The sequence below is a fragment of the Streptomyces gobiensis genome, assembly GCF_021216675.1.
Lineage (GTDB): Bacteria > Actinomycetota > Actinomycetes > Streptomycetales > Streptomycetaceae > Streptomyces > Streptomyces gobiensis.
On record NZ_CP086120.1, the window covers coordinates 1,500,148 to 1,523,612 of the forward strand.

Genomic DNA, 23,465 nt, shown 5'->3' on the forward strand with positions numbered 1-23,465 from the left:
GGGGCGGGGTCAGGCCGAGGTCGGCGGTCTGACCCATCCCAGTGACCGCTCGACGGCACGCTGCCAGTCCTCATATTCCGTCTCCCGTCGCCGCGGGTCCATCGCCGGCATCCACTGGGCGGCCCGGTGCCAGTTACGGCGCAGTCCCTCCAGATCCGGCCAGTAGCCGACGGCGAGCCCGGCGGCGTAGGCGGCACCGAGGGAGACCGTCTCCGTGACCATCGGGCGCATGACGGGAACATCGAGCACGTCGGCCAGGAACTGCATGAGCAGGTTGTTGGTCGTCATGCCGCCGTCGACCTTCAGCACTTTCAGGGGGAGTCCGAAGTCCGCGTTCATGGCGTCGACGACCTCCCGGGTCTGCCAACCGGTGGCCTCCAGCACGGCACGGGCCAGGTGCCCTTTGGTGATGTACGAGGTGAGGCCGACGATGATGCCCCGTGCGTCGCTGCGCCAGTGGGGGGCGAACAGGCCGGAGAACGCGGGGACGATGTAGCAGCCGCCGCTGTCCTCGACGGTACGGGCCAGGGTCTCGATCTCCGGTGCGCTGCTGATCAGTCCCAGGCCGTCCCGGAACCACTGGACCAGCGAGCCCGTGACAGCGATCGGTCCTTCCAGCGCGTAGACAGTCGGCTCATCCTTGATCTTGTAGCCGACCGTGGTGAGCAGCCCATGCCGGGACCGTACGGGGCTCGTTCCCGTGTTGAGGAGCAGGAAGCTGCCGGTCCCATAGGTGCATTTCGCCTCGCCGGGTGCGAAGCAGGTCTGTCCGAACAGCGCCGCTTGCTGGTCACCGAGGGCGGCTGCGATACGGACGCCGGGCAGTACCGCGCGGGCGACGCCGTAGGACTCCGCCGAGGAGCGGATTTCCGGCAGCATGGCGTGCGGGATGCCGAAGAACGCCAGCAGGTCCTCGTCCCACGTCAGCGTGCGGGTGTTCATCAGCATGGTGCGGCTGGCGTTGGTGGCGTCGGTGATGTGCAGCCCGCCGTCCGGTCCGCCGGTGAGGTTCCAGATCAGCCAGCTCTCCATCGTGCCGAACAGCACATCGCCGCGTTCGGCACGCTCATGGAGTCCGTCGACATGGTCGAACAGCCAGCGGAGCCGGGGCGCGGAGAAGTAGGTCGCGATCGGCACGCTGCAACGCTCCCGGAAGTAGTCGTCACCGGCCGCGCGCCTCAGTTCCTCGACGAGTGCGCTGGTGCGGGTGTCCTGCCAGGTGATCGCATGGCACACGGGAGCACCCGTCCGCCGGTCCCAGACGACCGTCGTCTCCCGCTGATTGGCGATACCGACGGCGACGATCTGCTCGGCGCTGATACCGACGTCGGCGAGGGCCCGGGGCACGACACGTTCCAGATTGCGCCAGATCTCGACGGCGTCGTGCTCGGCCCAGCCGGGCCTGGGGAAGTACTGCCGGTGTTCCCGCTGTGCGACCGACACCAGCCGCCCCTTGTGATCGAAAAGGATGCACCGGGTGGAGGCGGTGCCCTGGTCGATGGACATCACATAGCGCTCAAACATGACCAGCCTCCCTCACCAGCGGGCCGCACCGAGGTCCCGGGATATCGCCCGCGCGGCATCGCGCACCTGGACGACGAGGGCCGAGCGCGGGTGATCATCGCTGTCACAGATGCGTTCGACGGGGCCGGACACCCCGATGGCGCCCACCACCAGGCCGCCCTGTGCCCGGATCGGCGCCGCGATGCCGACGTCGCCCATCATCATTTCCTGGACCGCTGCGGCCCATCCGAGCTCGCGTACCTCGCCGAGCGCCCGGGTGAGCAGCTTGGGTGTGACCAGCGTGTGGCGGGTGTATGCCTCCAGCCCGGCCTCCACCAGCGGTTCCAGGGGCGCGGTCCCGTAGGCGAGCAGGACCTTGCCGAGCGCGCTGGCGTGCAGTGGCAGCATCGCGCCCACGTCGAGTGTCTGAAGCGTGTCATCGGGCCGGAAGACGTGGTGGATCACCAGCACCCGACCCTCGAGCGGTGTGCCGATGCGTACCGCCTCGCCGCTGCGGGCGGCGAGCGCGTCGGCCCAGTTGACGGAGCGGGACCGCAGCTCATTGACATCGAGGTAGCTGGTACCGAGGTGGAGCAGGGCCGCCCCGAGCTGGTACTTGCCGGTTGCCTTGTCCTGCTCCACGAAGTCGACGTGCTGCAATGTGCGCAGAATGCCGTGAGCGGTGCCCTTCGCCAGCCCGAGCGAAGCAGCCACCTCGCCCAGACCGAGCCGACCGGGACCGCTGGCAAGCAGACGCAGAATCGCCGCCGCTCGCTCGATCGACTGCACCTGGCCAGTCATCGTAGCTCCGTGTAGCGATCACTCAGCATTGCCGACCTATATTCACCTATTCATCCTAATAACCACCGACCAGCGATACGAGGTTTTCACCACTCGTTCGCTGAGCTCTGTTATCGTTCGATAATGCCGACCGATGTTCATTGACCTCCTTGCATGCGGCTCCGTAGCGTCCGTAGTGAGCAGAGCCCGGCGGGCTCCGGAGGAGGACACCATGAACGGAACGGCCGTGGGCAGCATCACCCGCTCAAATACGTTGCCGTACGAGAGCACCGAGCACCTCTTTCCGCTGCCGCACGCCTTCGAGACCGTCGCCGCCGTGCGCCAACGCGCTTATCTGGTCCTGTCGGACTGGAACCTGCGCACGGACATCCGGGAGGACGCGCTCCTGGTGATCTCAGAGATGATCACTAACGCGATCGTCCACGCCCTCCCGCCGGCTGCGCTACGGCTGTCCCGGACCCACATCGACGGGCATCGCACCCTGCGCGTCGAAGTCACCGACGGAGGGCCCGCCCCTCAGCCCCAGCGATCGGTCGGCGGCCTGGATCCGGAGGATCACGGGCGCGGGCTCGGGATCATCGCCGCCCTGTCGATGCACCACGGCATCCGCACCCACTGCGGCGGCACGACCCGGTGGGCAGACCTCCACGCAGCCTGATCACCCCGCGTCGACCACCTGGCCCCGCCAGGCCGGCATCAGCTCGTCCAGCAGCGCCTCCGTACGCGACGGCAGCCCGCGCGCCCCGGCGTGGACCCGCCGGCCGCTCATCCGCCGGCGCGGAGCCCAGCGCGGTATGCACCGCGAAGGCCGCCCGCTTCGGCTTCTCGGCCGCCAGATACTCGGCGGCCAGGGCGAGGGCTGCTCCACCTCGCCCTCCCCTGCCTCGGTCGCATGGGCCAGACCCAGCAGGACCAGCACGATAAGCGCGGTCTTCCACCAGCTCCGCCGCTCGGGCAGAAGAGTCCGCTTCTTGGGGTGTGGCGCACGTGCACGCCCGTCCGGGACCGGTCGGCTGATCCGTATCCCACGTCGCCGCATTTCAGGCACACGCCGTCGCTGCTGGCCCTTCCCCATATACGTATACGTCTGGCGGGGCGAGACCGCACCTGCCGCTCTCCTCGCAGCGCGATACTCGCATTGATGATACTCTCATTGATGCGAGTATCATCAATGCGAGGAGTCTGCGGTGGACGGATTCATCGGACGGAAAGCCGAGCTGGCGAGCCTGAACGACTTGCTGGCCCCGGTGCGTACCGGAGGCCGGTCGGGGCGGCCGGGGCGGGCCGTGTTGATCCGGGGGCGGCGGCGGGTCGGGAAGTCCCGCCTGGTGGAGGAGTTCCTGGACCGGTCCGGTCTGCCTCATGTGTACTTCACCTCTGTGGGTGGCTCACGCGAGGGGGACCTGGCCGGGTTCCTCGATGAGATCGCGGGTTCCAGCCTGCCGGACGCCACCCGGGCAACGGAGTTCACCGCGCCGCAGACCTGGGACGCGGCACTGACTCTGCTCGGCAGTGTGCTGCCCACGGACACGCCCAGTGTCGTCGTCCTGGACGAGGTGCCCTACCTCGCCCGTGAGGACGCCAGCTTCGAGGGTGCCCTGCAGAAGGCCTTCGACCGAACGCTGTCCAAGCTGCCCGTCCTGCTTGTCCTCATCGGCTCCGACATCGCCACGATGGAGGCACTCAATACCTACGGGCGCCCCTTCTACCAGCGCGGCACCGAGATGGTCGTCCCCCCGCTCAACCCGGCCGAGGTCGCCGCGATGCTTGACCTCCCCGCAGCCGACGCCTTCGACGCCTACCTGGTATCCGGCGGACTCCCACTCATCCTGGAGGAGTGGCCAAACGGTTCAGGCCTGTGGGACTACCTCGAGTACGCACTGCACCGGCAGACCTCCGCCCTGCTCGTCAGCGGCGAGCGGACACTCGCAGCGGAGTTCCCCACTGAAGCGCAGGCACGCTCAGTGCTCAGCGCCATCGGACACGGGGAACGCACCTTCACGCTGATCGCCCGTGCCGCAGGTGACCTCCACCCCGGTTCACTCAAACGCTCGCTGGAGGTTCTTACCAGCAGGCGTATGGTCACCGCAGATATCCCGCTTTCCACCAAACCCAGCCGGGAAACCCGCTACCGGATCAACGATCCTCATCTGCGCTTCTGGCTCTCCTTCATCGGACCGAACATGCCGGTCATCGAACGCGGCAGGGGTGACCGCGTCCTTGAGATCATCCGCACCAGCTGGACATCGTGGCGCGGACGTGCCGTCGAACCGGTGATCCGCGAAGCCCTGTGGCACCTGTCCGACGATCAACTCCCCGCGAGAACCGACGCTGTCGGTGGCTACTGGACACGCAGCAACGACCCGGAGATCGATATCGTCGGCGCCGACCGCGCCCCTATCGCAAAGCAGGTCACGCTGGTCGGCTCGATCAAATGGCTGGAAAGCAAGCCCTTTGACGCCCGCGATCTCGCCCAACTGATCACACACCGATCCCAGCTGCCGGGGGCAGAGGATTCCACCCCGCTCCTCGCCGTCGCACGCAGCGGCTGCACCGTTGGCGGTATTCCCTGCCTCACCCCCGACGACCTCATGGCCGCGTGGGCATGACCACCCCGGAGTTTGCCTGGCACCAGCGACTGACGAGTGAGGGCCGAAAGTCCCGGAGAACGCGTCGGGCCGAACAGCGGTAAACACAACACCGCTGAGGGGCTGTTAAGGGCGGAGGTGTCAGATCTTCTCGCCATTCGATCGCGTGGGCTCCGCCGATATCAGGCCTTGCGGCCCACGCCGCCGAACACGGCCACTTCCCTGGGCTTGCCCCATGGCGTGGCTTCTGGTCGCCACAGAGGACAGGACATCACGCCGGGTTCCAGCAGTTCGAGGCCGTCGAAGTAACCAGCGATCTGCTCCGGGCTACGGGCGATGTACGGCACCGCTCCGCTCCGCTCATTGTGGCGCCGCAGGGCCTCGACGTATGCCGGGTCGGTGTTGGCGCCGTCGTTGAGTCCCAGGTAGCTGCCGGACGGCAGCGCGTCCAGCAGCCGGTTCACGATCGACCGTGCCTCGTCGTAGTCACTGATCAGACCCAGGATTCCCATGAGCATCAGCCCGACAGGCTGGGTGAAGTCCAGCGTATGGGCGGCTTCCTGCAAGATCTTGTCGGGGTCACGCGCATCGGCGTCGATGTAGGCAGTCTTCCCTTCCGGGGTGCTGGTGAGCAGGGCCCGGGCATGCGCCAGCACCAGCGGGTCGTTGTCGACGTAGACGATCCGCGACTCCGGGGCCACCCGCTGGGCGATCTCGTGGGTGTTGTCCACGGTCGGCAGACCCGTGCCGATGTCGAGGAACTGCCGAATGCCCGCCTCACCGGCGAGGTGGCGGACGGTGCGACCGATGAACGCCCGGCTCTGTCGTGCGATGTCGACCATGCCGGGAAAGACCTCACAGACCTTGTCGCCAGCAACGCGGTCCACCTCGTAGTTGTCCTTGCCGCCCAAGAGGTGGTTCCAGATCCGCGCTGAGTGCGGCACCGTGGTGTCGATCCTGGACAACACCTGTTCCGGATCGTGCGCGTCTGCCATGGGGGCTCTCCTGCCATGCGTCATACTGCTGTTAGTCACACAATGTAACCCCAACAGGCTTATGTCGTAGACCCTTTGGTGATCTCGCAAGAGCCATGCGGCCCCCCCCCACCGCGACATCAGGCGCGCTGGAGCAGCTTGACAACGCACTGACCAGCAGCGCACGGCTGACGGCCCAAGCCCGGTCTTCGCCTCAACCGCGCCGTGGCACGGCTCAGCGGCTGACGGGCCAGGGCCGCCCTTGCCGCTGACCATTGCGGCGTTCGCCGTTCCTGCCCCGCCCTGACCCCCGTGCAGGGCAGGACATCAACGGCGACTGTTCATCTGAGCGAACAGTCAGAGGGAGTGTAAACACAGGTGTGGCCGTGCACCAACCCCATTGGCGTGGGTGAACTTCCAGCGGTTACATCCCTCCGGTTATGGTTCGGTTGACCAGGCACGCGGTGTCAGCTAGTCATCGGGGCGCCGGGCGCCCCGCCAGCCCATGGAGGGGAACGGGTGGATATGGGCAGCGCAGACTCAACGTCCGAAGGCATACCCCGGACCCTGGCCGAGAAGATCGACCATCTGTTCACCGCCACACTCGCCCCCGGGGAGAAGCCCCCCTCGTACCGCAAGGTCGCGGCCGCCATCAACGAGAGCGCCGGTGAGTCGGTGATCTCCTCCGGGTATCTGTGCGAGCTGCGCACCGGGGTCAAGGACAATCCAACGAAGCGGCAGCTGGAGGCCATTGCCGACTACTTCGACGTCTCCCCGGCCTTCTTCCACGACGACAAGGTGACGGCCCTGATGGTGCGGCAGCTGGAGGTGATGGCCGGGCTCGGAAGCGGAGACATCAGCTCCCTCGCGCCCCGTGGTGTACGGGCCAACGGCCTGTCCGCGGAGATGCTCGCGCACGTCCAGTCGGTCATCGAGGACCTCATGGCCAATGGACTGCCCGAGGCCGAGTCCAAGTCCGAGGGCGGCGGGGCGGACACCGGCTCGGGGGGCCGCTGAGGCTCATGGCATTGCGCTGGCTGTCCCACGCTGTGGACGTCGTCTCCTCCCGAATGAGGCGACCCCGCCGCCATGGGCACCGCACAACGAGCCGCGGCCTGCGCAGGGAGTGCCGACGGCACCTGGCAGAGATGCCGCTGCCCGACCCGTTCAGCCTGCCCGCCTTTGTCCGGGCCATCGAGGAGATCCGCGGCCGGCGCATCCTGTTGCTGGAGATGCCGGACTTCCTCACCAGCCATGACTCCGCATGCGGGCTGTGGGTGAAGCTCTCCGCTCCCGCGGTCGACCTGGTCTTCTATGTGAAGGGCACCACCGCCTACCACCAAGAGAAGATCGTTCTGCATGAGCTCGCACATGTGTGGTGCGACGACGGGAACGCCTTCGACATCGACCAGTTCGGCGCGATGTTCCCGCTGTTCGGCCCCAAGCTGGTCAAGAAGCTGGTCGGCAACGCCCAGGTGAGGGGCCGCACCAGCTACGACACCCGTCCGGAGCGCCGTGCCGAGATACTGGCCGACCTGATCCACCATGCCGGCCAGGGCCTGACGGGCCGTACGGACGACGCCCTGGGCCGTCTTGAGGACAGCCTGTCGCGTCCCGTCGCCAGACGGCGCAGATAAGGCAGAGCCGATAAGGCGCAGAGCAGAAAAGGCAGAGAGGACAGACTTCATCGTGTTCGACATACTCGCCTACCTGGTGGCCGGGGTGCTGCTGCTCCAGGCCGCCTGGCGGCTGCCCTCCGCGCTCCGGGGAGAGGGCCGACGCCGCACACTCTGGGGGTTCTTCGCGGCCTTCGCCTGTGCCTGGCTGCTCAAGACCGAGTACATCGACGCCTTGGTCGAGCGCAGCGGCATCAACGACCTGTCGTCCCTGCTCAAGCACGTCATCGCCATTGCTGGGATCTGCTCGCTGCTGACGTATCTGACCTCCGTGTACGGCACCGAAGCGGCCGGGGACGGGGAGCAGCCCCGGCACGTCCGGGTCACCCACGGGGTCGCCCAGGTGGCGAGGAGGGCGGCGCTGGCCACCGTCCTGCTCATGACGGGGCTCTTCTTCTTCGCCATCGACCGCAGCGAGCCCACCGAGCACTTCATCACCGGCCATGCCGGTGATGTGGGCATGGCCGTCTATATGAGCGTCCTCTATCTGTATATGGGCGCCGCCGCCACGGTCGCCGCCTACCAGTGGGGCGGCGCCGCCCGCCGGGCCACGCGCCGACTGCTCCGTACCGGGCTGGCGATGATGTCGGCCGCCATGGTCCTCGCCGTGCTCTACGCCGTCCTGCGCACGGTCTACCTCGGCATCGTCACCGTCACCCCGACAACCCAGGAGTTCGACGACCTTCAGGAGACGGTCACCGAGTCCCTGCAGCTGTTCCTGTTCCCGCTTCTCGCGCTCGGCGCCACCGCTCCCGCGAGCCAGGCGGCCGTGAACCGCTGGCGGGCGTACCGGGCGCTGGCCGCCCTGTACCCGATGTGGCGCGACCTCGCGCTGGCCGTACCCGACCAGATCCTCGACCGGCCCCGGCAGCTCCTCCCGGGGCGGGCCTGGACCGCCCCCATCAACAAGGCGCTGAACCTGGTCGCCCGCGGTGCGCCCCCACAGGTACGGCTGGCCCGCTGTGTCACCGAAATCCGCGATGTCATCCGCGACCTGCGCTACTACGCCCCGGCCGATCTCCTCACCCGGACCCTCGCGGACGCCGGGGGCGACCAGGTGACCGCCGAGGCCCACTGGATCAAGGCAGCCCTCGCGCTCAAGGCGTCCGGCAGGCCCCCGCTGCCGTCCCCGGTCGACTTCACGTCCGGGGCCGGTGACGAGCTGGCCGACGAAGTGCCGTGGCTGATCGAGGTGACGTCCGTCTACCGCGCCACCACCGCCGAGCGCGTCGCTGACCTGACCGGCGCCCTGACCGACGCCCCGACCGACACGACCCCGGCATCCGCATGAGCGCCACCACGGGCAGCGCCCGTCCCGCAGCCGACGTACACATCCTGGTCATCCGGCACGGACGGCTGCTCCTCGGCCTGCGCGCCGGCCCGGGCTATGGCTCCGGCAGATGGGCGCCGCCCTGCGGCAAGCTGGAGCCCGGCGAGCCACTGCCCGCCGCGGCCGCCCGGGAGCTGGCCGAGGAGACCGGGCTCAGCGCCGACCCGCCGCTGCTGCGGCTGCGTCATGTCGTGCACGCCGTACGGGACGACGGAATCCCCGACACCCACCTCGGCTTCTTCTTCGAAGCCGTGGGCTGCCCCGGCACCCCGCACGTCCTGGAACCCGGCAAGTGTCTGCGGTGGGAGTGGCATGACCCGGCGCGGCTGCCGGACGATGTGCTGCCGTACTCGGCCGCCGGGATCCGCGGAGCGTTCCGCGACCCCGGCGGCATCAGCCTCTACGGCTGGGACTAGCCACGGAAGGTGCGCTTGACCTCCGCCCAGCGGGTGGCCTGCTCCTCGGTCATCCGGCCGCGCAGCTCGGCGAGTTTGAGCAGGTTGGCCTCGGCGCCGGTGGTGAGCGTCTGGGCTTCGGCCAGGTAGTGATCGTCGATGAGGGCTTCCAGCTCATCGTCGTTCATCACCGGGACGATGCGTTCGGTGAGCTTGTTCGTATTGCGGTACGAGCCCTGGAGGCGGAAGGGCGGCTCGGTGCGGGTCGCGTCGTCCATCGTGGCGGAGGCGATATAGGCGGCGTTGACCTTGAGGACCGTCTGCTGGATGTGGAGGAGTTTGCGGAGGACGGAGAGGATCTGCTCCAGGTCGGCCGGGGTGTAGGGGTGGGCCAGACGGTCGGGCTGGGCGGATTCATCCCCGGCCGCCAGGCGGACCAGGAGGTCGATGTCACCGCGTTCGCGGGCGGCCAGCGGGGCGAGGGCCGGGTTGGAGGTGAGGGCGTTCTCGATGTGGCTGAGGGCGAAGACCGCTTCCTTGCCGGAGAGTACGTCGCCGAGGTTCCAGACGTCGGCGCGGTTGGCGAGCATGTCGGGGATACGGAAGCGGGCGCCGGTCTCGGTGAACGGGTTGCCCGCCATGCAGACCGCGAAGCGCTTGCCGCGCAGGTCGTAGGTGCGCGGCTCGCCGTCAGCCGAGCTGACGCCGTCGATGCGGCGCTGGGCGTCGCAGAGCGGGATGAACTTCTGCAGGAGTTCCGGGGAGGTGTGCTGGATGTCGTCCAGGTAGAGGAAGACGTTGTTGCCCATTTCCAGGGCGAAGTTGATCTTCTCCACCTCACGGCGGGCCGCCGCGTCCGGGGCCGCGACCGGGTCGAGTGACGTGGTGCGGTGGCCCAGTGCCGGGCCGTCGACCTTGACGAAGACCAGGCCGAGACGGGCGGCGATGTACTCCATGAGTGTTGTTTTGCCGTAGCCGGGCGGGGAGAGCAGCAGAAGCAGGCCCTGGCTGTCGGTGCGGCGGTCGTTCCCCGCGGTGCCGAGCTGTTTGGCCAGGTTGTCGCCGATGAGGGGGAGATAAACCTCATCGATGAGGCGGTTGCGGACGAAGGCCGACATGACCTGCGGCTTGAAGGCGTCCAGGCGCAGCCGGTCCCGTTCGGCGGCGAGCAGGGCGTTGCGCTCCCGGGTGTACGCGCGGTGTGCGGGGACCCGGTGCGTACGGAAGCGGTCGGTGCGGGCCAGGAACTCATCAAGGCGGAGTGGAAGTTCGCCGCCGTTGACGCGGGGGTGGGCGCCCAGGAGTCCGGTGAGGGTGGTGTGCAGCGGCGCTGCGACGTCGCGGCGGGTGAGCGCGTCGCCGCACAGCTCGATGGCGGCGGCTTCTGGGAGGTCGGTGGTCCCGGTGGAGCGGGACTCGGCGTAGGAGGTCAGCCAGGCCAGAGCGAGCTGGTGGCGGGCGGGGAGGTCGTCGCCGAGTGCCTGGAGGTCTTCGGTGAACTCCTTGGCTTCGGGAGACTGGGGGCCGCCAAGGGCGGCCCGGAAGTCGGCAAGCAGTTCCCGGGCGGCGGCGCTGGTGGCGAAGCGCGGTCCGCCCGCGGCCAGTTCCTCGATGAGGTAGGTACCGATGGCGTCGTCGGCTGGCAGGCCGACGGTGGTGAGGAAGTCACGGGCGGCGCTGGACAGTTCACCGGCGAGGCGTTCCACGGCGGGGCCGGGGCCGAAGGCGCGGCGGGCGCGGGCCAGTGACTGGGCGCGGGTCGTCCAGGCGGCCCGGGCGGTTTCCTCGGTGCCGTAGGCCCAGAAGAGCTGGGCGGCTGCTCGTACTTCGGGGGTGAAGCGCAGGAGGTCCGCCTCTTCGCGCAGGTCCAGCAGCGCGCCCAGGATCACTGTCGCGTCGTGGTCGTGAACGCCGCGGTCGTAGCCCTCGTCGTAGGCGGCCTCGGCGGTTTCCCGGACGAGGGCCAGCAGCCCGCCGTCCGACGCGGCGGCCTCGCGCAGGGCGGCGGTGTCCGTACCGGCGAGGACCGTCGCCGCGAGGTGCTCGGCGCGGTAGACGTCGGGGGACTCGGAGACCAGTGGCTGGTCCCAGAAGTCGCGGGTGGCGGCGAAGTCGGTGTCGCGGACCGGGGCGCGGTAGTCCGTGCCCGTCACCGCGAAGGCCAGGGCGCCGTCCTGGGGTACGAGGGTGAGGTCGATCGGCTGGGTGTTCACGCCGAAGCGGTGGCGGCCGAAGCGTACGGTGCCCTCGGCGTCGTAGAGGTCCGCGCGGTCGCGCAGTGCCCGGGCGGCCTCCTGGCGTGCGGCCTTGATGCGGCCGTCCAGCTCCTCCGAGCGGACCGTGTCGCCGATCTGCTTCAGCTCAGCCGCGGTCGAACGGACCCGGGCGACCAGCGGGTCGGTGGCGAAGTAGGCGTTGACCTCGTCCTGGGAGGCGAGCGTGGCGGAGCGGCGGGTGATCGTGGACAGGATGCGCTCGGCTGATTCGACAAGCCGCTCGGCGTGGCGGGCGCGTTCGTCCAGCTGGGCTTGTTTGCGCGCGGAGAAGGTCTCGTAGATCTCCTCGCGCTGCTCGGTGAGCTGGGTGAGGAAGTCGTCGAAGGTGCCGAAGCGGGATTCGAGGTTCTCCAGCTGGAGGAGGAGGCGGCCCAGCTGTTCGTCGCACTCCTCGGGTGTGGCGGAGGCGGCCAGGGCGCCCGCGACCGCCTGGCCGAGCAGGGCGAACTCGGCGGCGAACTCCGCGCGGCCCTCGCTCTCCAGGAGTTCCCGGCGCCGTCCGTCGAGCACGGCGCGTGCCCGGTTGACGGCGCCCATGACCTCACCGATGCGGGCCAGCAGGCTCGTACGGACCGTGGCGTCGGCGATGTCCAGACCGCCGACCACATCGGTGACGGTCTGCAGGCCTTCCGCCTGTTCGCCGATCTGCTCGCCGAGCGGGGCGGCGTCGGCGACGGTGGCGGCCTCGGCCGCGCGGGACGTCAGCTCCTCAACAGCGGTACGGGTGTCGTCGAAGGCGTCCTCGCGGGAGAGGAAGGCGACGGCCCGGCGCCCGGTGGCGGCCAGCGACTCGGTGAGCTCCTCCCCCAGACCCGCCACCCGGTCCAGGTCGACGTAGCGCACTTCGCGCAGCGACTCCACCCTGCCCTGGGCGCGGCGGAGTTCGGTCAGCAGTCCCACCCAGGCGGTGGCGCCGCCGGGTGCCTCGCCACGGGCGCGGCGCACCAGCGCGGTGACCTCGGTGGCCGCCGTGTCGACGGCGGCGACGGCTTGGCCGCGCAGTTCCTCGACCCGCTCGTACTCATCGATGACCTGCTCGGCGGTGGCACACAGCGACTCCAGTGGCTCATGCAGGCCTTCGAGCCCGTCGGTGTCCAGCCAGTAGTAGGTGTCGGCGACCCGGGCGCAGGCGGTGACGATCGCCTCGAAGACGGCGCCGCCGGGCGCCATCTCATCGGCCATCCGGGCCACCGAGAGGGCGTCCGAGACGCCGCGTACCAGCTCGGCGTTGCCGATCCGGGCCAGCGGGCCCTCGCCTTCGGGCTGGGTGGCGGCGTGTGCGTCGGAGACGTAGGGGGTCTGCCACAGCTGCATGGGGTGGACCCGGGTGGGCTCATCGCTCGCCGCCCGGAAGACGGCCATGGTGCCGTCCTCGAAGAGCGAGTAGCCGTGCGAGGGGATCGGGGTGGCGACTTCCTTACGGATGAGGTTGTAGGGCAGCAGCAGGGTGCGGCCCTCGGCGCGGGCGTGGAAGACGTAGAGCACGTCCTCGCCGTTCGGGGAGCGTACGACGCTCTCAAACTCGAGGTCCGTGGTGTCGGTGTCGAAGGTCCGGGCGGCGGCGCCCGCGGGGGCGGTGGTGAGGTAGTAGCCGCCGGGGAAGATGATGCCCTGGTCCTCGGGGAGCCGCTGGCAGGACAGCCCGATGCCGTCCAGCCGTACGACCTCCTTGGAACGCTCGTTGAAGACGAGGTAGCGGTGCGCGGTCTCGTTGTAGGGGAGGATCCGCAGGAGGATGAGGGGGCCTACGCGGGCGTAGGCGACCTCGGCGTCGGCGAGCGACTGCAGGGGCTCGTCGACCGGCTCGGAGTAAATGCCCGCGCCGGTCTCGGTGTTGTCCTCGATCTTGATGGTGAGGGTGCCGCCGACGGTTTCGACGAAGAGCTTGCCCTGGACGGAGATGTGGGGATGGCGGCCGAGGACATGGTCCTCGCGGCCGGTCTGGACCCACTCGAAGTCATGGGCGGGCGGGAAGGTGTGGTCGCGCTCGCCCTTGGCGTCGATGTACTCCGGGGTGCCGTCGGGGGCGATACGCCAGCGCAGCACCCGGATGTCGGTGATCCGCTCGCCGGTCTGGAAGACGGCGAGGAGGAGGGAGCCGGTGCGGCGGAGCTGAAGGAGCTCGGCCTCGCGGTAGTAGCGGTAGAGCTCGGTGAAGTCCCGCTGGAAGCGGGCGTCGTCGAGCAGGCCGGGGAGCGCGGAGGGGCCGACCTCTTCGAAGCGGCTGTCGGCTTCGCGGTAGCGGTGCAGGGTGAAGACGTCGTGGATGTCGGTGGTCTGCTTGAGGCCGAAGTGCACGTTGTAGCCGAACAGCATCAGGCCGCCGACCTGGACGATGTCGCGTGGTACGCAGTTGTGTTCGGTGCGGATGCGGTCGTTGCCGATGAGTTCCAGCTCGCTGCCGCCGAACGCCTCCATGCGGCGGGCGTTGAGCGCCTGTGCTCTGCGGGCCAGCTCGGTGGCGGCGGCGGACATACGGTCGCGCAGCACGTCGTATGTACCGGCGTCCAGCCCTTGCCCCTCGGTGGTCACGTCTTCCCCTGCTCCTTGTTTGGGTCCGGTGGTGTTCCCCGATTCCCGCCCCATCCCGGAACTGGGGGCTCTGCCCCCAGACCCCCGGTCCTCAAGCGCCGGACAGGCTCAAGATGGAGCCCGTCCGGCGCTTGAGGGAGCGGGACTCGCTACTTCTGGGTCGGCACGGTGCCGTTCAGGGCGGACAGGGGCAGCTCCGCTGCGGGGGTGCCGCGGACGGCGTCCAGCAGGGAGGTCAGCTGGGCGGAGTTGGGGCCGCCCGCGGCGATCAGCCGGGTGAGGAGACCGGACAGGGTCAGGTCACGCATACCGCTCGCGCCGAGCCCGGCGACCATACCGGCGAGGTCACCGGTGAAGGAGGAGTTCTCCTTGTCCAGCCACGGACCGGCCATCGCCTGCACCGACTCGCTGCGGTCGACAAACGCGTCGACGCTCTTGCCCGCCGAAATGGAGTTGACCAGCCGGTCAAAGAAGACGGAGTCGCCGCCGACGATGTCGATCTTGGCGTTCTCCAGTCCGGCGGCAACGAGCGTCGCCTGGGACTCGGCGATCTGCCGGTGGACGTCGATGCCCGCGATACGGACCTCCTTCTCCGCCTCCAGCCGCAGCCGGTACTCCTCGTGCTCCCGGCTGGCCTCGTCCAGCGCGGCCATCGCGGTGGCCTTCTCGGTCAGCCCCTCGGCCTCGGCCTTCAGCTTCTCGCGCATCGACTCGGCCTCGGCCAGACCCATGCCCCTCGCCGCCTCCGCCTCGGCGGCGGCCGTCTTGGCGAGGGCGCCCGCCATCCGCTCCTTGACCTCGGCCTCGGCGAGGCCGGACGCGGCCTGCTCGGCCTGCCTGCCCTCGGCGAGACGCATCGCGGCCTGCGCGTCGAGGTCGGCTGCCTTGCGCCGCGCCTCGGCCATGGTCAGCTGCTCCGCTGCCTTGTGGTGCGAGGCCTGCTCGGTGGCCTCGGCGGCCTTGATGTCCTTGACCAGCCGCTCCTGGGCCTGCGCCTCGGCAGCGATGATCAGGGCCTGACGCTCGCGCTCGGCCTCCTCGACCGTACGCAGCTTCTTGATCTCCTCTTCCTGCTGCGCGACGGTCTTCTCGACGGCGATCCGCTCGCGGATGACATCGGCGATGTCCCGCTTCTCGGCCTCAAGCTCCTTGTTGGCGGCGATCCGGCGCAGCTCGGTCTCCCGCTCCCGGGCGATGACCTCCAGCAGCCGGTCCTTCTCGATGCGCTCCTGCTCGATCGCCTCGACCCGCTCACGGTTGAGCTTGGCGACGGCGACCTCGCGCTCGCGGTTCTCGTTCTGGATGCCGAGCTGTTCCTCGGTCTTGATGTGCGCGGTGTGCGCGCGCAGCCGCTCCTCGGCCTGGACGCGGGCGGTTTCGGCCTCCTCGCGGGCGCGGACGGTGTCGATCTCGCGCTGCTGCTTGATCTCGGCGTCGGCCTGGCGGCGCTCCAGCTCGAGGACGGCTTCCCGGGCGTCGACGTTCTGCCGGGTGATCTCCTTCTCCTCGTTGCGCTGAAACTCGTTGGTGGCGATGTGCTCTATCGCGGTCAGCTCGGTGATCTTCCGGATGCCCTGCGCGTCAAGGATGTTGTCCTTGTCGAGCCGGCTCAGCGGCGTCTGCTCCAGATAGTCGATCGCCGCGTCCTCAAGGCTGTAGCCGTTGAGGTCGGTGCCGATGACGGCGATGATGCGGTCCCGGAACTCATCGCGCTTGGTGTAGAGGTCGGAGAAGTCGAGCTGCTTGCCGACGGTTTTCAGCGCCTCGGAGAACTTCGCGTTGAACAGTTCCTGCAGTGTGGTGCGGTCGCTGGCGCGCTCGGTGCCGATCGCCTGGGCGACCTTGACGACGTCGTCCTTGGTCTTGTTGACCCGGACGAAGAATGAGATCCGGATGTCGGCGCGGATGTTGTCCTGGCAGATCAGACCGTCGTGCCCGGTGCGCTCAATGTCGATGGTCTTCACCGAGATGTCCATCACCTCGGCCTTGTGCAGCACTGGCAGCACCACCATGCCCGTGAAGGTCACATGGACGTTGCGCATTTTCGAGACGATCAGCGCCTTGCCCTGCGGGACCTTCCGGAAAAGCTTGCTGATCATAAAGAGCAGGGCAAGCCCTATGAGCAGGACGACAGCGACAATCACGCCGAGGCCCGCGGAAATGGCATCCATTGAGGTCAATTCCCTTGAATGTTTGTGGGTATTGGATCTGAGTGCTGAGGGATGAGGCTGGTGCGGGATGAGACTGAGAGGTGAGGGCTACGGCATTGGCTGGCCCGGATCCAGCGCGGAGTCGTACGGCGCAACCCGGAAGAACTCGCCCTCGGCGTCATAGTCAAAGATCAGTGCGCTACTGCCAGATGTGAGGCTACCGGCAACATCGCTGTCCTCCGTACGGACCTGGATGATCGCCGTTGAGCCGTCCTCGGCGGCGACTTCGGCCTGCCCGAAGTCCGGTGCGACCCGGCCGGTACGGATCACGCACACCCGCCCGACGAAGTCGGTACGCGAGATGCCCCGCTCGACCGGGGCGAGTCGGCGCAGCGGCCGCACCAGCACCCAGGTGGTGGACCAGGCGGCTACCAGTGCCACCGGCAGCAGCACCATCCGCAGCAGGATGTTGTCGAACAGCACGGCACCGGCCAATGACACGAACCAGGCAATCGCCGTCAGCAGCGAGAGCACGATGGTGACCGGCACCCCGCCGAGCCCGAAGGCCGCGAAGGCGCCGGTGAACCCGGCGCCGCCGGTATCCGGAGACACACTGGAGTCGACGCCCTCACCCCCGTCGAGGGCATCGACTCCCGCACCGCCTACCAGCACAAGCAGCCAGTAGGCGATCACCACGACGAGCGCGAAGGTGAACAGGACGGCTGGGAACGCCAGCGCGGCGTCCATGAACTCACCCATCGTCCCTACCCCCGTGCCGGTTGCGGTGTGACGTCATAGTGGCACTCCCCCTGTTGGGCGCACATTGCCAGAACCCGGCAATCTTTACGCCGCACTTACGTCCTACTGACGCCGGATCCACGGCTACAGTTCCCGCGTTGGCCAGCCGAGCAGCCGGGCCCCCATCGCCGCGGTCTCCAGCGTGTACCGCTGAAGCGCGTCGCCCGGGTCGTAGCCGGTCAGCGTGCGAATACGCTCCAGCCGGTAGGAGAGCGTACGTACGCTCACGCCCAGCCGCCGCGCCGCCTCCGCGTTCACATAGCCCGCCGCCGCGCACTCGGCCAGCGTCCGCAGCAGCGGCTCCGCGCCGCCGCGCGCCTGCGTCAGCGGGCCCAGTACGGTCCGTACGAGATCCGCCATCGCACCCCGGTCACGCAACAGCACGGGAAAAACCAGCAGTTCGGAGGCGGTCAGCCGGATGGGGTCCAGACCGAGCTGGTCGGCGATATCGAGGGCGCCCAGGGCCTCCTCGTAGCTGCGCACCACCCCGCCGGCTCCGGTGTGCTCCCGGCCGATCGCGACCCGCCGGGCGGCCGGATAACCGGCCCCGGGAGTCTCGGCGAGGCCGGCGAAGACGTCCAGCACCGGCCGGTCACTGCTGGCGGCGATGCAGACGAGCTGGCCGTCCTTGGTGGCCAGCAGAACATCGCGCTCCCCGAACCGGCCCAGCAGCTCGCGTTCGATCCGGCGGACCGTGGGGTGGACATCGTCGTACTTCTCCGTGCCGGTGGCCACTGCCACGCTGTGGGCGTAGGCCAGCCGCAGCCCGAAGCGCTGGGCGCGCTCGGCGAGCCGCCCCAGGTCGCTGCGCCCGTAGAGGAGGTCATCGACGAATTCGCGGCGCTCGGCCTCTTCCTGCCGCACCGCCAGCCGCTGGGCCCGCTCATGGCCCTCGCCCAGCGCGCTGATGGCGGCGTCCACGGCGGCGAGAACGGCGTCCCCGGTACGGGCCCGCTCACTCGCGCCGGCCGACTTGGTCACGCCGGGCAGTGTGCCCCAGCGCTTGCGGGTCTCGCCCAGATAGAGGCGGACGAGCTGCCGCAGTCCATAGCCGGACTCGGCGGCGCGCTCACCCAGCTCTCGCAGGGCATCCAGCTCTGGCCGCCGGGGCAGCCGCCCGGTGGTGGATACCTCGGCGAGGAGCCGGGGGTAGTCACCCAGGTAGGTGCTGGGTATGCCGTCGCGTTTCACGTATTGCTCTCCCCCTCGTGTCTGCGGGGATTTTCCCCCACCCCGCCCCTTCCCGTAACCGGGGCTTCGCCCCGGGCCCCGCTGGGGTGCCTGGGTGGTCGCGTGGGGAGTCCCGGCGCTCCGCCCCTGCACATGGCTGTCCTGGTGGCGCGGTTACAGTTGCCTACGATTTTCGATTTTCGGCTCGAAATCATCAGAGAACGGCACGGCAGAGGGACGGAGCTCAGTGGCAGCACGCATGGCGTGGATGCGGCATTCCGTCATCCGGACACATCCGGCCCGGCTGGTCGTGCTGGGCTTCGCCACGGTCATCCTCATCGGCACTACGCTGCTGGCCCTGCCGGTCTCCGCGGCGCACGGCGAGGTGACCGGGCTGGTGACGGCGCTGTTCACCGCGACCTCGGCGGTGTGTGTGACCGGTCTGGTGGTCGTGGACACCGGGGTTTACTGGAGCACCTTCGGCGAGTGGGTGGTCCTCGGTCTGATCCAGGTCGGCGGCTTCGGCATCATGACCATGGCCTCGCTGCTGGCCCTGCTGATCTCCGGCAAGCTTCGGCTGCGGATGACGGTCACCGCACAGACGGAGACAAAGTCCCTGGGTATCGGGGATGTCCGGCGGGTACTGCTGGGTGTCGCGGGGACCACGCTGATCGTGGAGCTGTCGACGGCCGTGATTCTCTCGCTGCGCTTCCGCTTCGGGTACGACATGCCCATAGCGGAGTCGCTGAGGCAAGGTGTGTTTCACGCCATTTCAGCGTTCAACAACGCGGGCTTCTCGCTCTACCGCGACAGCCTCACCCGGTTCCAGACGGACCCATGGGTCACCCTGCCGATCGCCATCGCGGTCATCCTGGGCGGACTGGGCTTTCCGGTGCTGCTGGAGGTGCTGCGGCACCGTTACCGGCGTAAGACCACCGGACGGCAGAACTGGTCGCTGCACACCAAGCTCACCCTGATCACCACAGGGATCCTGCTTGCTGTGGGCGCGCTGCTGACCGGCCTGCTGGAGTGGACGAACCCGAGCACCCTCGCCGGGATGGACACCAGCGGCAAGCTGCTCAACAGCTTCTTCCACTCCATGACGAGCCGCACCGCCGGTTTCAACACCATCGACACCGGATCGATGGCGGACTCCTCGCTGCTGACCACCTCCATCCTGATGTTCATCGGCGGTGGCAGCGCGGGCACCGCGGGCGGCATCAAGGTGACCACCTTCGCGGTGCTGGCCGCCGCCATCCTGGCCGAGGTACGCGGCGAACCCCACTCCGGGATCCTCAACCGCAGGCTGGCGCCGCATGTACTGCGGCAGGCGCTGACCGTGGCGCTGCTGGGGGTGGGGCTGGTCATGGTCGCCACCGTGGCCCTGCTGACCGTCGTCGAGCTGCCCTTCGAGGTTGTGCTCTTCGAGGCCGTGTCGGCCTTTGGCACCGTGGGCCTGTCGGCCGGTGCCACCGGCGAGCTGGGGCCGGTGGGCGAGCTGATCATTATTTTGTTGATGTTCATCGGCCGTCTTGGGCCGGTGACGCTGGTATCGGCGCTCGCTCTGCGGGAGCGGACCCGCCGTTACCAGTTGCCTGAGGAGCGACCTGTCATTGGGTAACTATCTGCACTCTCTGCGCCGACGCCGCCGCAAGCAGCTCTCGCGGACATACACACACCACAAGGGCGGCGATCAGCGGATCGCCGTGATCGGTCTGGGCCGGTTCGGCAGCTCGCTGGCCATCGAGCTGATGCGGCGCGGCTGGGACGTCCTGGGCATCGACGAGGACTCACGGCTGGTCCAGAAGGTCTCCGATGAGCTCACCCATTCGGCGGTAGCGGACTGCACCGATATGGAGGTGCTCCAGCAGCTCGGGGTACATGAGTTCTCCAGCACCGTCGTCGGCATCGGCACGGACATCGAGGCCAGCATTCTGGTCGCCTCGAATCTGCTGGAGGCCGGGGTGCCCAATATCTGGGCCAAGGCCATCAGCCGCCAGCATGGGCAGATCCTGGAGCGCCTGGGCGTCCACCATGTGGTGCTGCCCGAGCATGAGATGGGTGAGCGCGTCGCCCATCTGGTCACCGGGCGGATGCTGGACTTCATCGAGTTCGATGATGACTACGCACTCGTCAAGACCGTGGCGCCGGATGTCGCGACCGGTGTCCCGCTGGGCGCGAGCGCGGTGCGCAGCAAACACGGAGTAACCGTTGTGGGAATTAAACGGGCTGGTCAGGACTTTACGTATGCGACCGCCGACACCATCGTCGAAAAGGGCGATGTGATCATCGTCACGGGTAAGACCCGCGCTGTGGAGGCATTTGCTGAGCTCCAGTAGCCGTACCCGCGAGTACGAACACGCGTGCGCCAAAGTCCCTCTTGTGGAGGAACACCGGATCATGGGTACGGTAATAAGACCGCGTCAAGATCAATCAAGGTGTGCCGGGAAGTCTGGTCGGCGTTGTGTCACCCCCTGCGTTCGCGTCCAGCGTTCGTTACCGACCCCGCCCCCTGGAGGCCCTGCCACGATGACGCCTACGCGAGAGCATGACGAGCGCAACGATGTGTTCGCCCGCCCCTCCGTACGAGAGCGCCGCGTGCTGGCGGACGCCCTGCGCACCGAGACGGTCGGCGGCATGGTATTGCTCGCCGCCGCAGTGGTGGCGCTGCTGTGGGCCAATACCCCGTTGAACGAGCTCTACGACCGGGTCCGTGACTTCCACTTCGGGATTCCCGCGCTGGGGCTCGATCTGTCGGTGGAGCACTGGGCCTCCGACGGGCTGCTCACGATCTTCTTCTTTGTCGCCGGTATCGAGCTCAAGCGGGAGCTGGTGGTCGGTGAGCTGCGCCGCCCGGCGGCGGCCGCGCTTCCGGTGGTCGCCGCGATCTGTGGCATGGCCGTGCCCGCGCTCTTCTACGTCGCCGTGAACGCCGCCGGGGGCGGCGAGATGCACGGCTGGGCCGTGCCGATGGCCACCGATATCGCCTTCGCGCTCGGCGTCCTGGCGGTGATCGGCACCAATCTGCCCTCGGGCATCCGGGCCTTCCTGCTCACGCTCGCCATCGTGGACGACCTCGGCGCGATCATCGTCATCGCGATCTTCTACACCTCGACGCTCAATATGTGGGCCCTCGCCGGTGCGCTCGCCGGGCTGGTGGTCTTCTATGTACTGCACCAGCGGCTGCGGCTGCGCGGCTGGTACTACTACATGCCGCTCGCCCTGGCCATCTGGGCGCTGATGTACAACAGCGGCGTCCACGCCACCATCGCCGGGGTCGCGATGGGCATGCTGCTGCGGGTCACCACCCGGAGCGGCGAGAAGGAATCCCCCGCCGAGCGCATCGAGCACCTGGTCCGCCCGGTGTCCGCCGGGGTGGCGGTGCCACTGTTCGCGCTGTTCGCCGCCGGGGTCAGTGTCTCCGGCTCGGCGCTGTCCGAGGCCGCGCGGCAGCCCGAGGCGCTCGGTGTGGTGGCGGGCCTGTACGCCGGAAAGCTCATCGGTATCTTCGGCGGTACGTATCTGGCCGCCCGCTTCACCCGGGCCCGCCTCAGCTCCGATCTGACCTGGGCCGATGTCGCCGGTGTGGCCATGCTGGCCGGTATCGGCTTCACCGTCTCGCTGCTGGTCACCGAGCTGGCCTTCACCGATCCGGAGACCACCGAGCACGTCAAGGCCGCTGTGCTGATCGGTTCCCTGCTCTCCGCGCTGACCGCGTGCGTCATCCTCAAGTTCCGCGACGCCAAGTACCGCAGGATGTGGGAAGAGGAAACCCTCGACGAGGACGGGGACGGCATCCCCGACCTCGACCAGCGGGAGGAAGCGGAGCTGGCGGCCAGGGCGGCCAGGGAAGCCGCGGCCGCCAAGGGGGACGGTACCTGGGTCAGCCGGGACCGCTGAGCTCGAGCCGTACGAAGCGCGGCCGGTACAGGGCCACATCGCGGTGCACGGCGGCGACCGACTCCAGGACGTTCACGTCATAGCTGAGCAGCAGCCTGCCCCGGGCGTCGTCGAACGCGGGATGCGCCTGCGGGTTGTATACGACCGCCCCGGCCTCCTCGCCGCCCGGCGGCAGCGGCGGGGCGAGGGCGTCGGCCGGACCGCGCCAGGGGCCCTGCGGTGAGCAGGACCAGTAGGAGGTGACGGTGGTCAGGACGCGGCCGCCCGGGCCCCCCGCGTCTGTCGTCAGCAGCAGCCAGGTGTTCTCGCGCCGCAGGACCGTATACGTGTTGGTGGCGCCCCGGCGGCCGTCGCGCGCCTGGCCGACGATGAGCGGCGCCGACTTTCCGGCTTCCCGCCGCCAGTCTTCACCGTCCCAGTAGCGCCAGGCGGCCGGCTGGGCGAGCCGGCCCGCGGGCACCCGGGCCACATGTGCGCGGGAGGCGCGGCCGTGGGCGGTGCGCTCGTCGGCGCCGAAGACATACGTCCAGCCGTCCTCGCGGACCGCCGCGGTGCCGTACAGCACGCGCTGGCCGGGGTCGGCCTGCGCGGGGGTGTCCACCGTGGTGACCGACTCCAGCTCCAGGCTGGGCAGCGCGAGCGTGGCCACCTCGGTTGCCCGGGGTACGCCGAACACCCATGGTGCGGAGGCGGCCTCCCGCTGCCACAGCAGCACCCGTACGACCCGCTCGGTGGAGCCGGGGGTGCGCGGCTCCACCACGGCCTGCGTCGGCCAGCGCCACACCTCGCGGCCGTCCGGGGCCGCCAGGCCGGGGAACAGCGCGCCGGGCCCGTCCCCCAGTACGGTGCGCTCCAGCCTGCCTTCCGGTGACATCACCAGTACGGCGTTCCGGACCCAGACCGGGTCGGCGTCCCTTGAGCGGCCGCCGTGCACCCGGTCGAGGAAGGTGTCGGCGGACAGCCACAGTGTCCGGCCGTCCGGCAGCCGTACCGACCGGTTGCCGTCCCCGCCGGTCCAGTCGTCCAGCCTGCTGTTGTCGTTGCCGTACCGGGCGAACTCCCCGGTCATCGACGTGTCCGCCTGCCAGGCGGTGACCTTCAGGGGGCCGCATCCTGGTCTTCCGGGGTCTCCGCTGGGGACGGTGATGATCAGCGCGACGATCAGCAGCAGCCCGAGCAGGGCGAGCCCGGCTCGCTTGGTTGCGCGCGTGTGCTTCATCAGGACGGCACGATAGTGGCCGGGAGCCGCTGGAGCTGTCCCGCCCCTTCCCGGCTGTACTGATGTGCGACTCCGCCGCGTGGGGGGCTGCCGCCCCCAGACCCCCACCGTGTTGTGGGCACTCGGGCCTCCCCCAGACTTCGTCCGGGGCCC

The 23,465-nt window shown here is 68.9% G+C and carries 18 protein-coding genes; 9 read left to right on the top strand and 9 right to left on the bottom strand.

The annotated features are described in order from the left end of the window. Positions 1 to 9 precede the first annotated feature (9 nt). Together glpK and test1122_RS06980 are read right to left on the bottom strand one after the other, a co-directional pair. Entirely contained in the window at positions 10 to 1,524 is a 1,515-nt protein-coding gene (gene glpK, locus test1122_RS06975; protein WP_232268286.1) for a glycerol kinase GlpK, read from the bottom strand. A 12-nt stretch (positions 1,525 to 1,536) separates the two neighbouring features. Then, positions 1,537 to 2,304 (bottom strand): IclR family transcriptional regulator, encoded by a 768-nt coding sequence (locus tag test1122_RS06980; protein WP_232268287.1) that lies wholly within the window; start codon positions 2,302 to 2,304, stop codon positions 1,537 to 1,539. A 211-nt stretch (positions 2,305 to 2,515) separates the two neighbouring features. Between test1122_RS06980 and test1122_RS06985 the strand changes: the two genes are divergently transcribed. Beyond that, positions 2,516 to 2,962: an ATP-binding protein gene (locus test1122_RS06985; protein ID WP_232268288.1), complete on the top strand. Its 447-nt coding sequence runs from the start codon at positions 2,516 to 2,518 to the stop codon at positions 2,960 to 2,962. Here test1122_RS06985 and test1122_RS06990 read toward each other — a convergent pair whose 3' ends face one another. After that, entirely contained in the window at positions 2,963 to 3,343 is a 381-nt protein-coding gene (locus test1122_RS06990; protein WP_232268289.1) for a hypothetical protein, read from the bottom strand. Between the two features lie 148 nt (positions 3,344 to 3,491). On the opposite strand from test1122_RS06990, the gene test1122_RS06995 reads away from it, so the two are divergent. Then, the gene (locus tag test1122_RS06995) at positions 3,492 to 4,913 is read left to right on the top strand and encodes an ATP-binding protein (protein ID WP_232268290.1); all 1,422 of its coding nucleotides are present in this window, start codon (positions 3,492 to 3,494) and stop codon (positions 4,911 to 4,913) included. A 161-nt stretch (positions 4,914 to 5,074) separates the two neighbouring features. Here test1122_RS06995 and test1122_RS07000 read toward each other — a convergent pair whose 3' ends face one another. Next, complete coding sequence (locus test1122_RS07000) at positions 5,075 to 5,887, bottom strand: SAM-dependent methyltransferase (RefSeq protein ID WP_232268291.1); 813 nt, start codon at positions 5,885 to 5,887, stop codon at positions 5,075 to 5,077. A 504-nt stretch (positions 5,888 to 6,391) separates the two neighbouring features. Here test1122_RS07000 and test1122_RS07005 point away from each other — a divergent pair. From test1122_RS07005 to test1122_RS07020, 4 genes are read left to right on the top strand one after another with little or no spacing between them, the layout of a single operon-like run. After that, complete coding sequence (locus test1122_RS07005; RefSeq protein WP_232268292.1) at positions 6,392 to 6,883, top strand: XRE family transcriptional regulator; 492 nt, start codon at positions 6,392 to 6,394, stop codon at positions 6,881 to 6,883. A 53-nt stretch (positions 6,884 to 6,936) separates the two neighbouring features. Beyond that, positions 6,937 to 7,503 carry a toxin gene (locus tag test1122_RS07010; RefSeq protein WP_232268293.1) on the top strand — a complete coding sequence of 189 codons (567 nt, stop codon included), beginning with the start codon at positions 6,937 to 6,939 and terminating at the stop codon, positions 7,501 to 7,503. A 52-nt stretch (positions 7,504 to 7,555) separates the two neighbouring features. After that, positions 7,556 to 8,833 (top strand): MAB_1171c family putative transporter, encoded by a 1,278-nt coding sequence (locus test1122_RS07015; RefSeq protein WP_232268294.1) that lies wholly within the window; start codon positions 7,556 to 7,558, stop codon positions 8,831 to 8,833. Further along, positions 8,830 to 9,288 (top strand): NUDIX domain-containing protein, encoded by a 459-nt coding sequence (locus tag test1122_RS07020; protein WP_232268295.1) that lies wholly within the window; start codon positions 8,830 to 8,832, stop codon positions 9,286 to 9,288. The genes test1122_RS07015 and test1122_RS07020 overlap by 4 nt, the downstream gene beginning before the upstream one ends. On the opposite strand, the gene test1122_RS07025 is transcribed toward test1122_RS07020, so the two are convergent. From test1122_RS07025 to test1122_RS07040, 4 genes are all read right to left on the bottom strand, one after another. Next, positions 9,285 to 14,018: a DNA repair ATPase gene (locus test1122_RS07025; protein ID WP_232271799.1), complete on the bottom strand. Its 4,734-nt coding sequence runs from the start codon at positions 14,016 to 14,018 to the stop codon at positions 9,285 to 9,287. The genes test1122_RS07020 and test1122_RS07025 overlap by 4 nt on opposite strands. 206 nt (positions 14,019 to 14,224) lie before the next feature. Next, positions 14,225 to 16,246, bottom strand: a complete 2,022-nt coding sequence (locus test1122_RS07030) for a flotillin family protein (protein ID WP_232268296.1) — start codon at positions 16,244 to 16,246, stop codon at positions 14,225 to 14,227. Positions 16,247 to 16,333: 87 nt separating this feature from the next. After that, positions 16,334 to 16,984 (bottom strand): YqiJ family protein, encoded by a 651-nt coding sequence (locus tag test1122_RS07035; protein ID WP_232268297.1) that lies wholly within the window; start codon positions 16,982 to 16,984, stop codon positions 16,334 to 16,336. A 123-nt stretch (positions 16,985 to 17,107) separates the two neighbouring features. After that, a complete protein-coding gene (locus test1122_RS07040) occupies positions 17,108 to 18,214 on the bottom strand; it encodes a PucR family transcriptional regulator (protein ID WP_232268298.1) in 1,107 nt (368 codons plus the stop codon). A 226-nt stretch (positions 18,215 to 18,440) separates the two neighbouring features. On the opposite strand from test1122_RS07040, the gene test1122_RS07045 reads away from it, so the two are divergent. The 3 genes from test1122_RS07045 to nhaA all read left to right on the top strand — a co-directional run bounded on the left by test1122_RS07045 (position 18,441) and on the right by nhaA (position 22,093). Beyond that, on the top strand, positions 18,441 to 19,814 hold the full coding sequence (locus test1122_RS07045) for a TrkH family potassium uptake protein (protein WP_232268299.1): 1,374 nt from the start codon (positions 18,441 to 18,443) through the stop codon (positions 19,812 to 19,814). Next, entirely contained in the window at positions 19,807 to 20,532 is a 726-nt protein-coding gene (locus tag test1122_RS07050; protein WP_232268300.1) for a potassium channel family protein, read from the top strand. The genes test1122_RS07045 and test1122_RS07050 overlap by 8 nt, the downstream gene beginning before the upstream one ends. Before the next feature lie 190 nt (positions 20,533 to 20,722). Beyond that, positions 20,723 to 22,093 carry a Na+/H+ antiporter NhaA gene (gene nhaA, locus test1122_RS07055; protein WP_232268301.1) on the top strand — a complete coding sequence of 457 codons (1,371 nt, stop codon included), beginning with the start codon at positions 20,723 to 20,725 and terminating at the stop codon, positions 22,091 to 22,093. Here nhaA and test1122_RS07060 read toward each other — a convergent pair. Then, the gene (locus test1122_RS07060) at positions 22,077 to 23,312 is read right to left on the bottom strand and encodes a DUF4185 domain-containing protein (protein WP_232268302.1); all 1,236 of its coding nucleotides are present in this window, start codon (positions 23,310 to 23,312) and stop codon (positions 22,077 to 22,079) included. The two genes, nhaA and test1122_RS07060, sit on opposite strands and share 17 nt — an antisense overlap. Between the last annotated feature and the right edge of the window lie 153 nt (positions 23,313 to 23,465).

Bases quoted from the DNA above. Each gene is read 5' to 3' on its own strand.
- test1122_RS07010 (WP_232268293.1), top strand. From the start codon at position 6,937: ATGAGGCGACCCCGCCGCCATGGGCACCGCACAACGAGCCGCGGCCTG.
- test1122_RS07030 (WP_232268296.1), bottom strand. From the start codon at position 16,246: ATGGATGCCATTTCCGCGGGCCTCGGCGTGATTGTCGCTGTCGTCCTG.
- test1122_RS07005 (WP_232268292.1), top strand. From the start codon at position 6,392: ATGGGCAGCGCAGACTCAACGTCCGAAGGCATACCCCGGACCCTGGCC.
- glpK (WP_232268286.1), bottom strand. From the start codon at position 1,524: ATGTTTGAGCGCTATGTGATGTCCATCGACCAGGGCACCGCCTCCACC.
- test1122_RS07020 (WP_232268295.1), top strand. From the start codon at position 8,830: ATGAGCGCCACCACGGGCAGCGCCCGTCCCGCAGCCGACGTACACATC.
- test1122_RS07035 (WP_232268297.1), bottom strand. From the start codon at position 16,984: ATGGGTGAGTTCATGGACGCCGCGCTGGCGTTCCCAGCCGTCCTGTTC.
- test1122_RS06990 (WP_232268289.1), bottom strand. From the start codon at position 3,343: ATGCGGCGACGTGGGATACGGATCAGCCGACCGGTCCCGGACGGGCGT.
- test1122_RS07060 (WP_232268302.1), bottom strand. From the start codon at position 23,312: ATGAAGCACACGCGCGCAACCAAGCGAGCCGGGCTCGCCCTGCTCGGG.
- test1122_RS06985 (WP_232268288.1), top strand. From the start codon at position 2,516: ATGAACGGAACGGCCGTGGGCAGCATCACCCGCTCAAATACGTTGCCG.
- nhaA (WP_232268301.1), top strand. From the start codon at position 20,723: ATGACGCCTACGCGAGAGCATGACGAGCGCAACGATGTGTTCGCCCGC.
- test1122_RS07025 (WP_232271799.1), bottom strand. From the start codon at position 14,018: ATGTCCGCCGCCGCCACCGAGCTGGCCCGCAGAGCACAGGCGCTCAAC.
- test1122_RS07000 (WP_232268291.1), bottom strand. From the start codon at position 5,887: ATGGCAGACGCGCACGATCCGGAACAGGTGTTGTCCAGGATCGACACC.
- test1122_RS06980 (WP_232268287.1), bottom strand. From the start codon at position 2,304: ATGACTGGCCAGGTGCAGTCGATCGAGCGAGCGGCGGCGATTCTGCGT.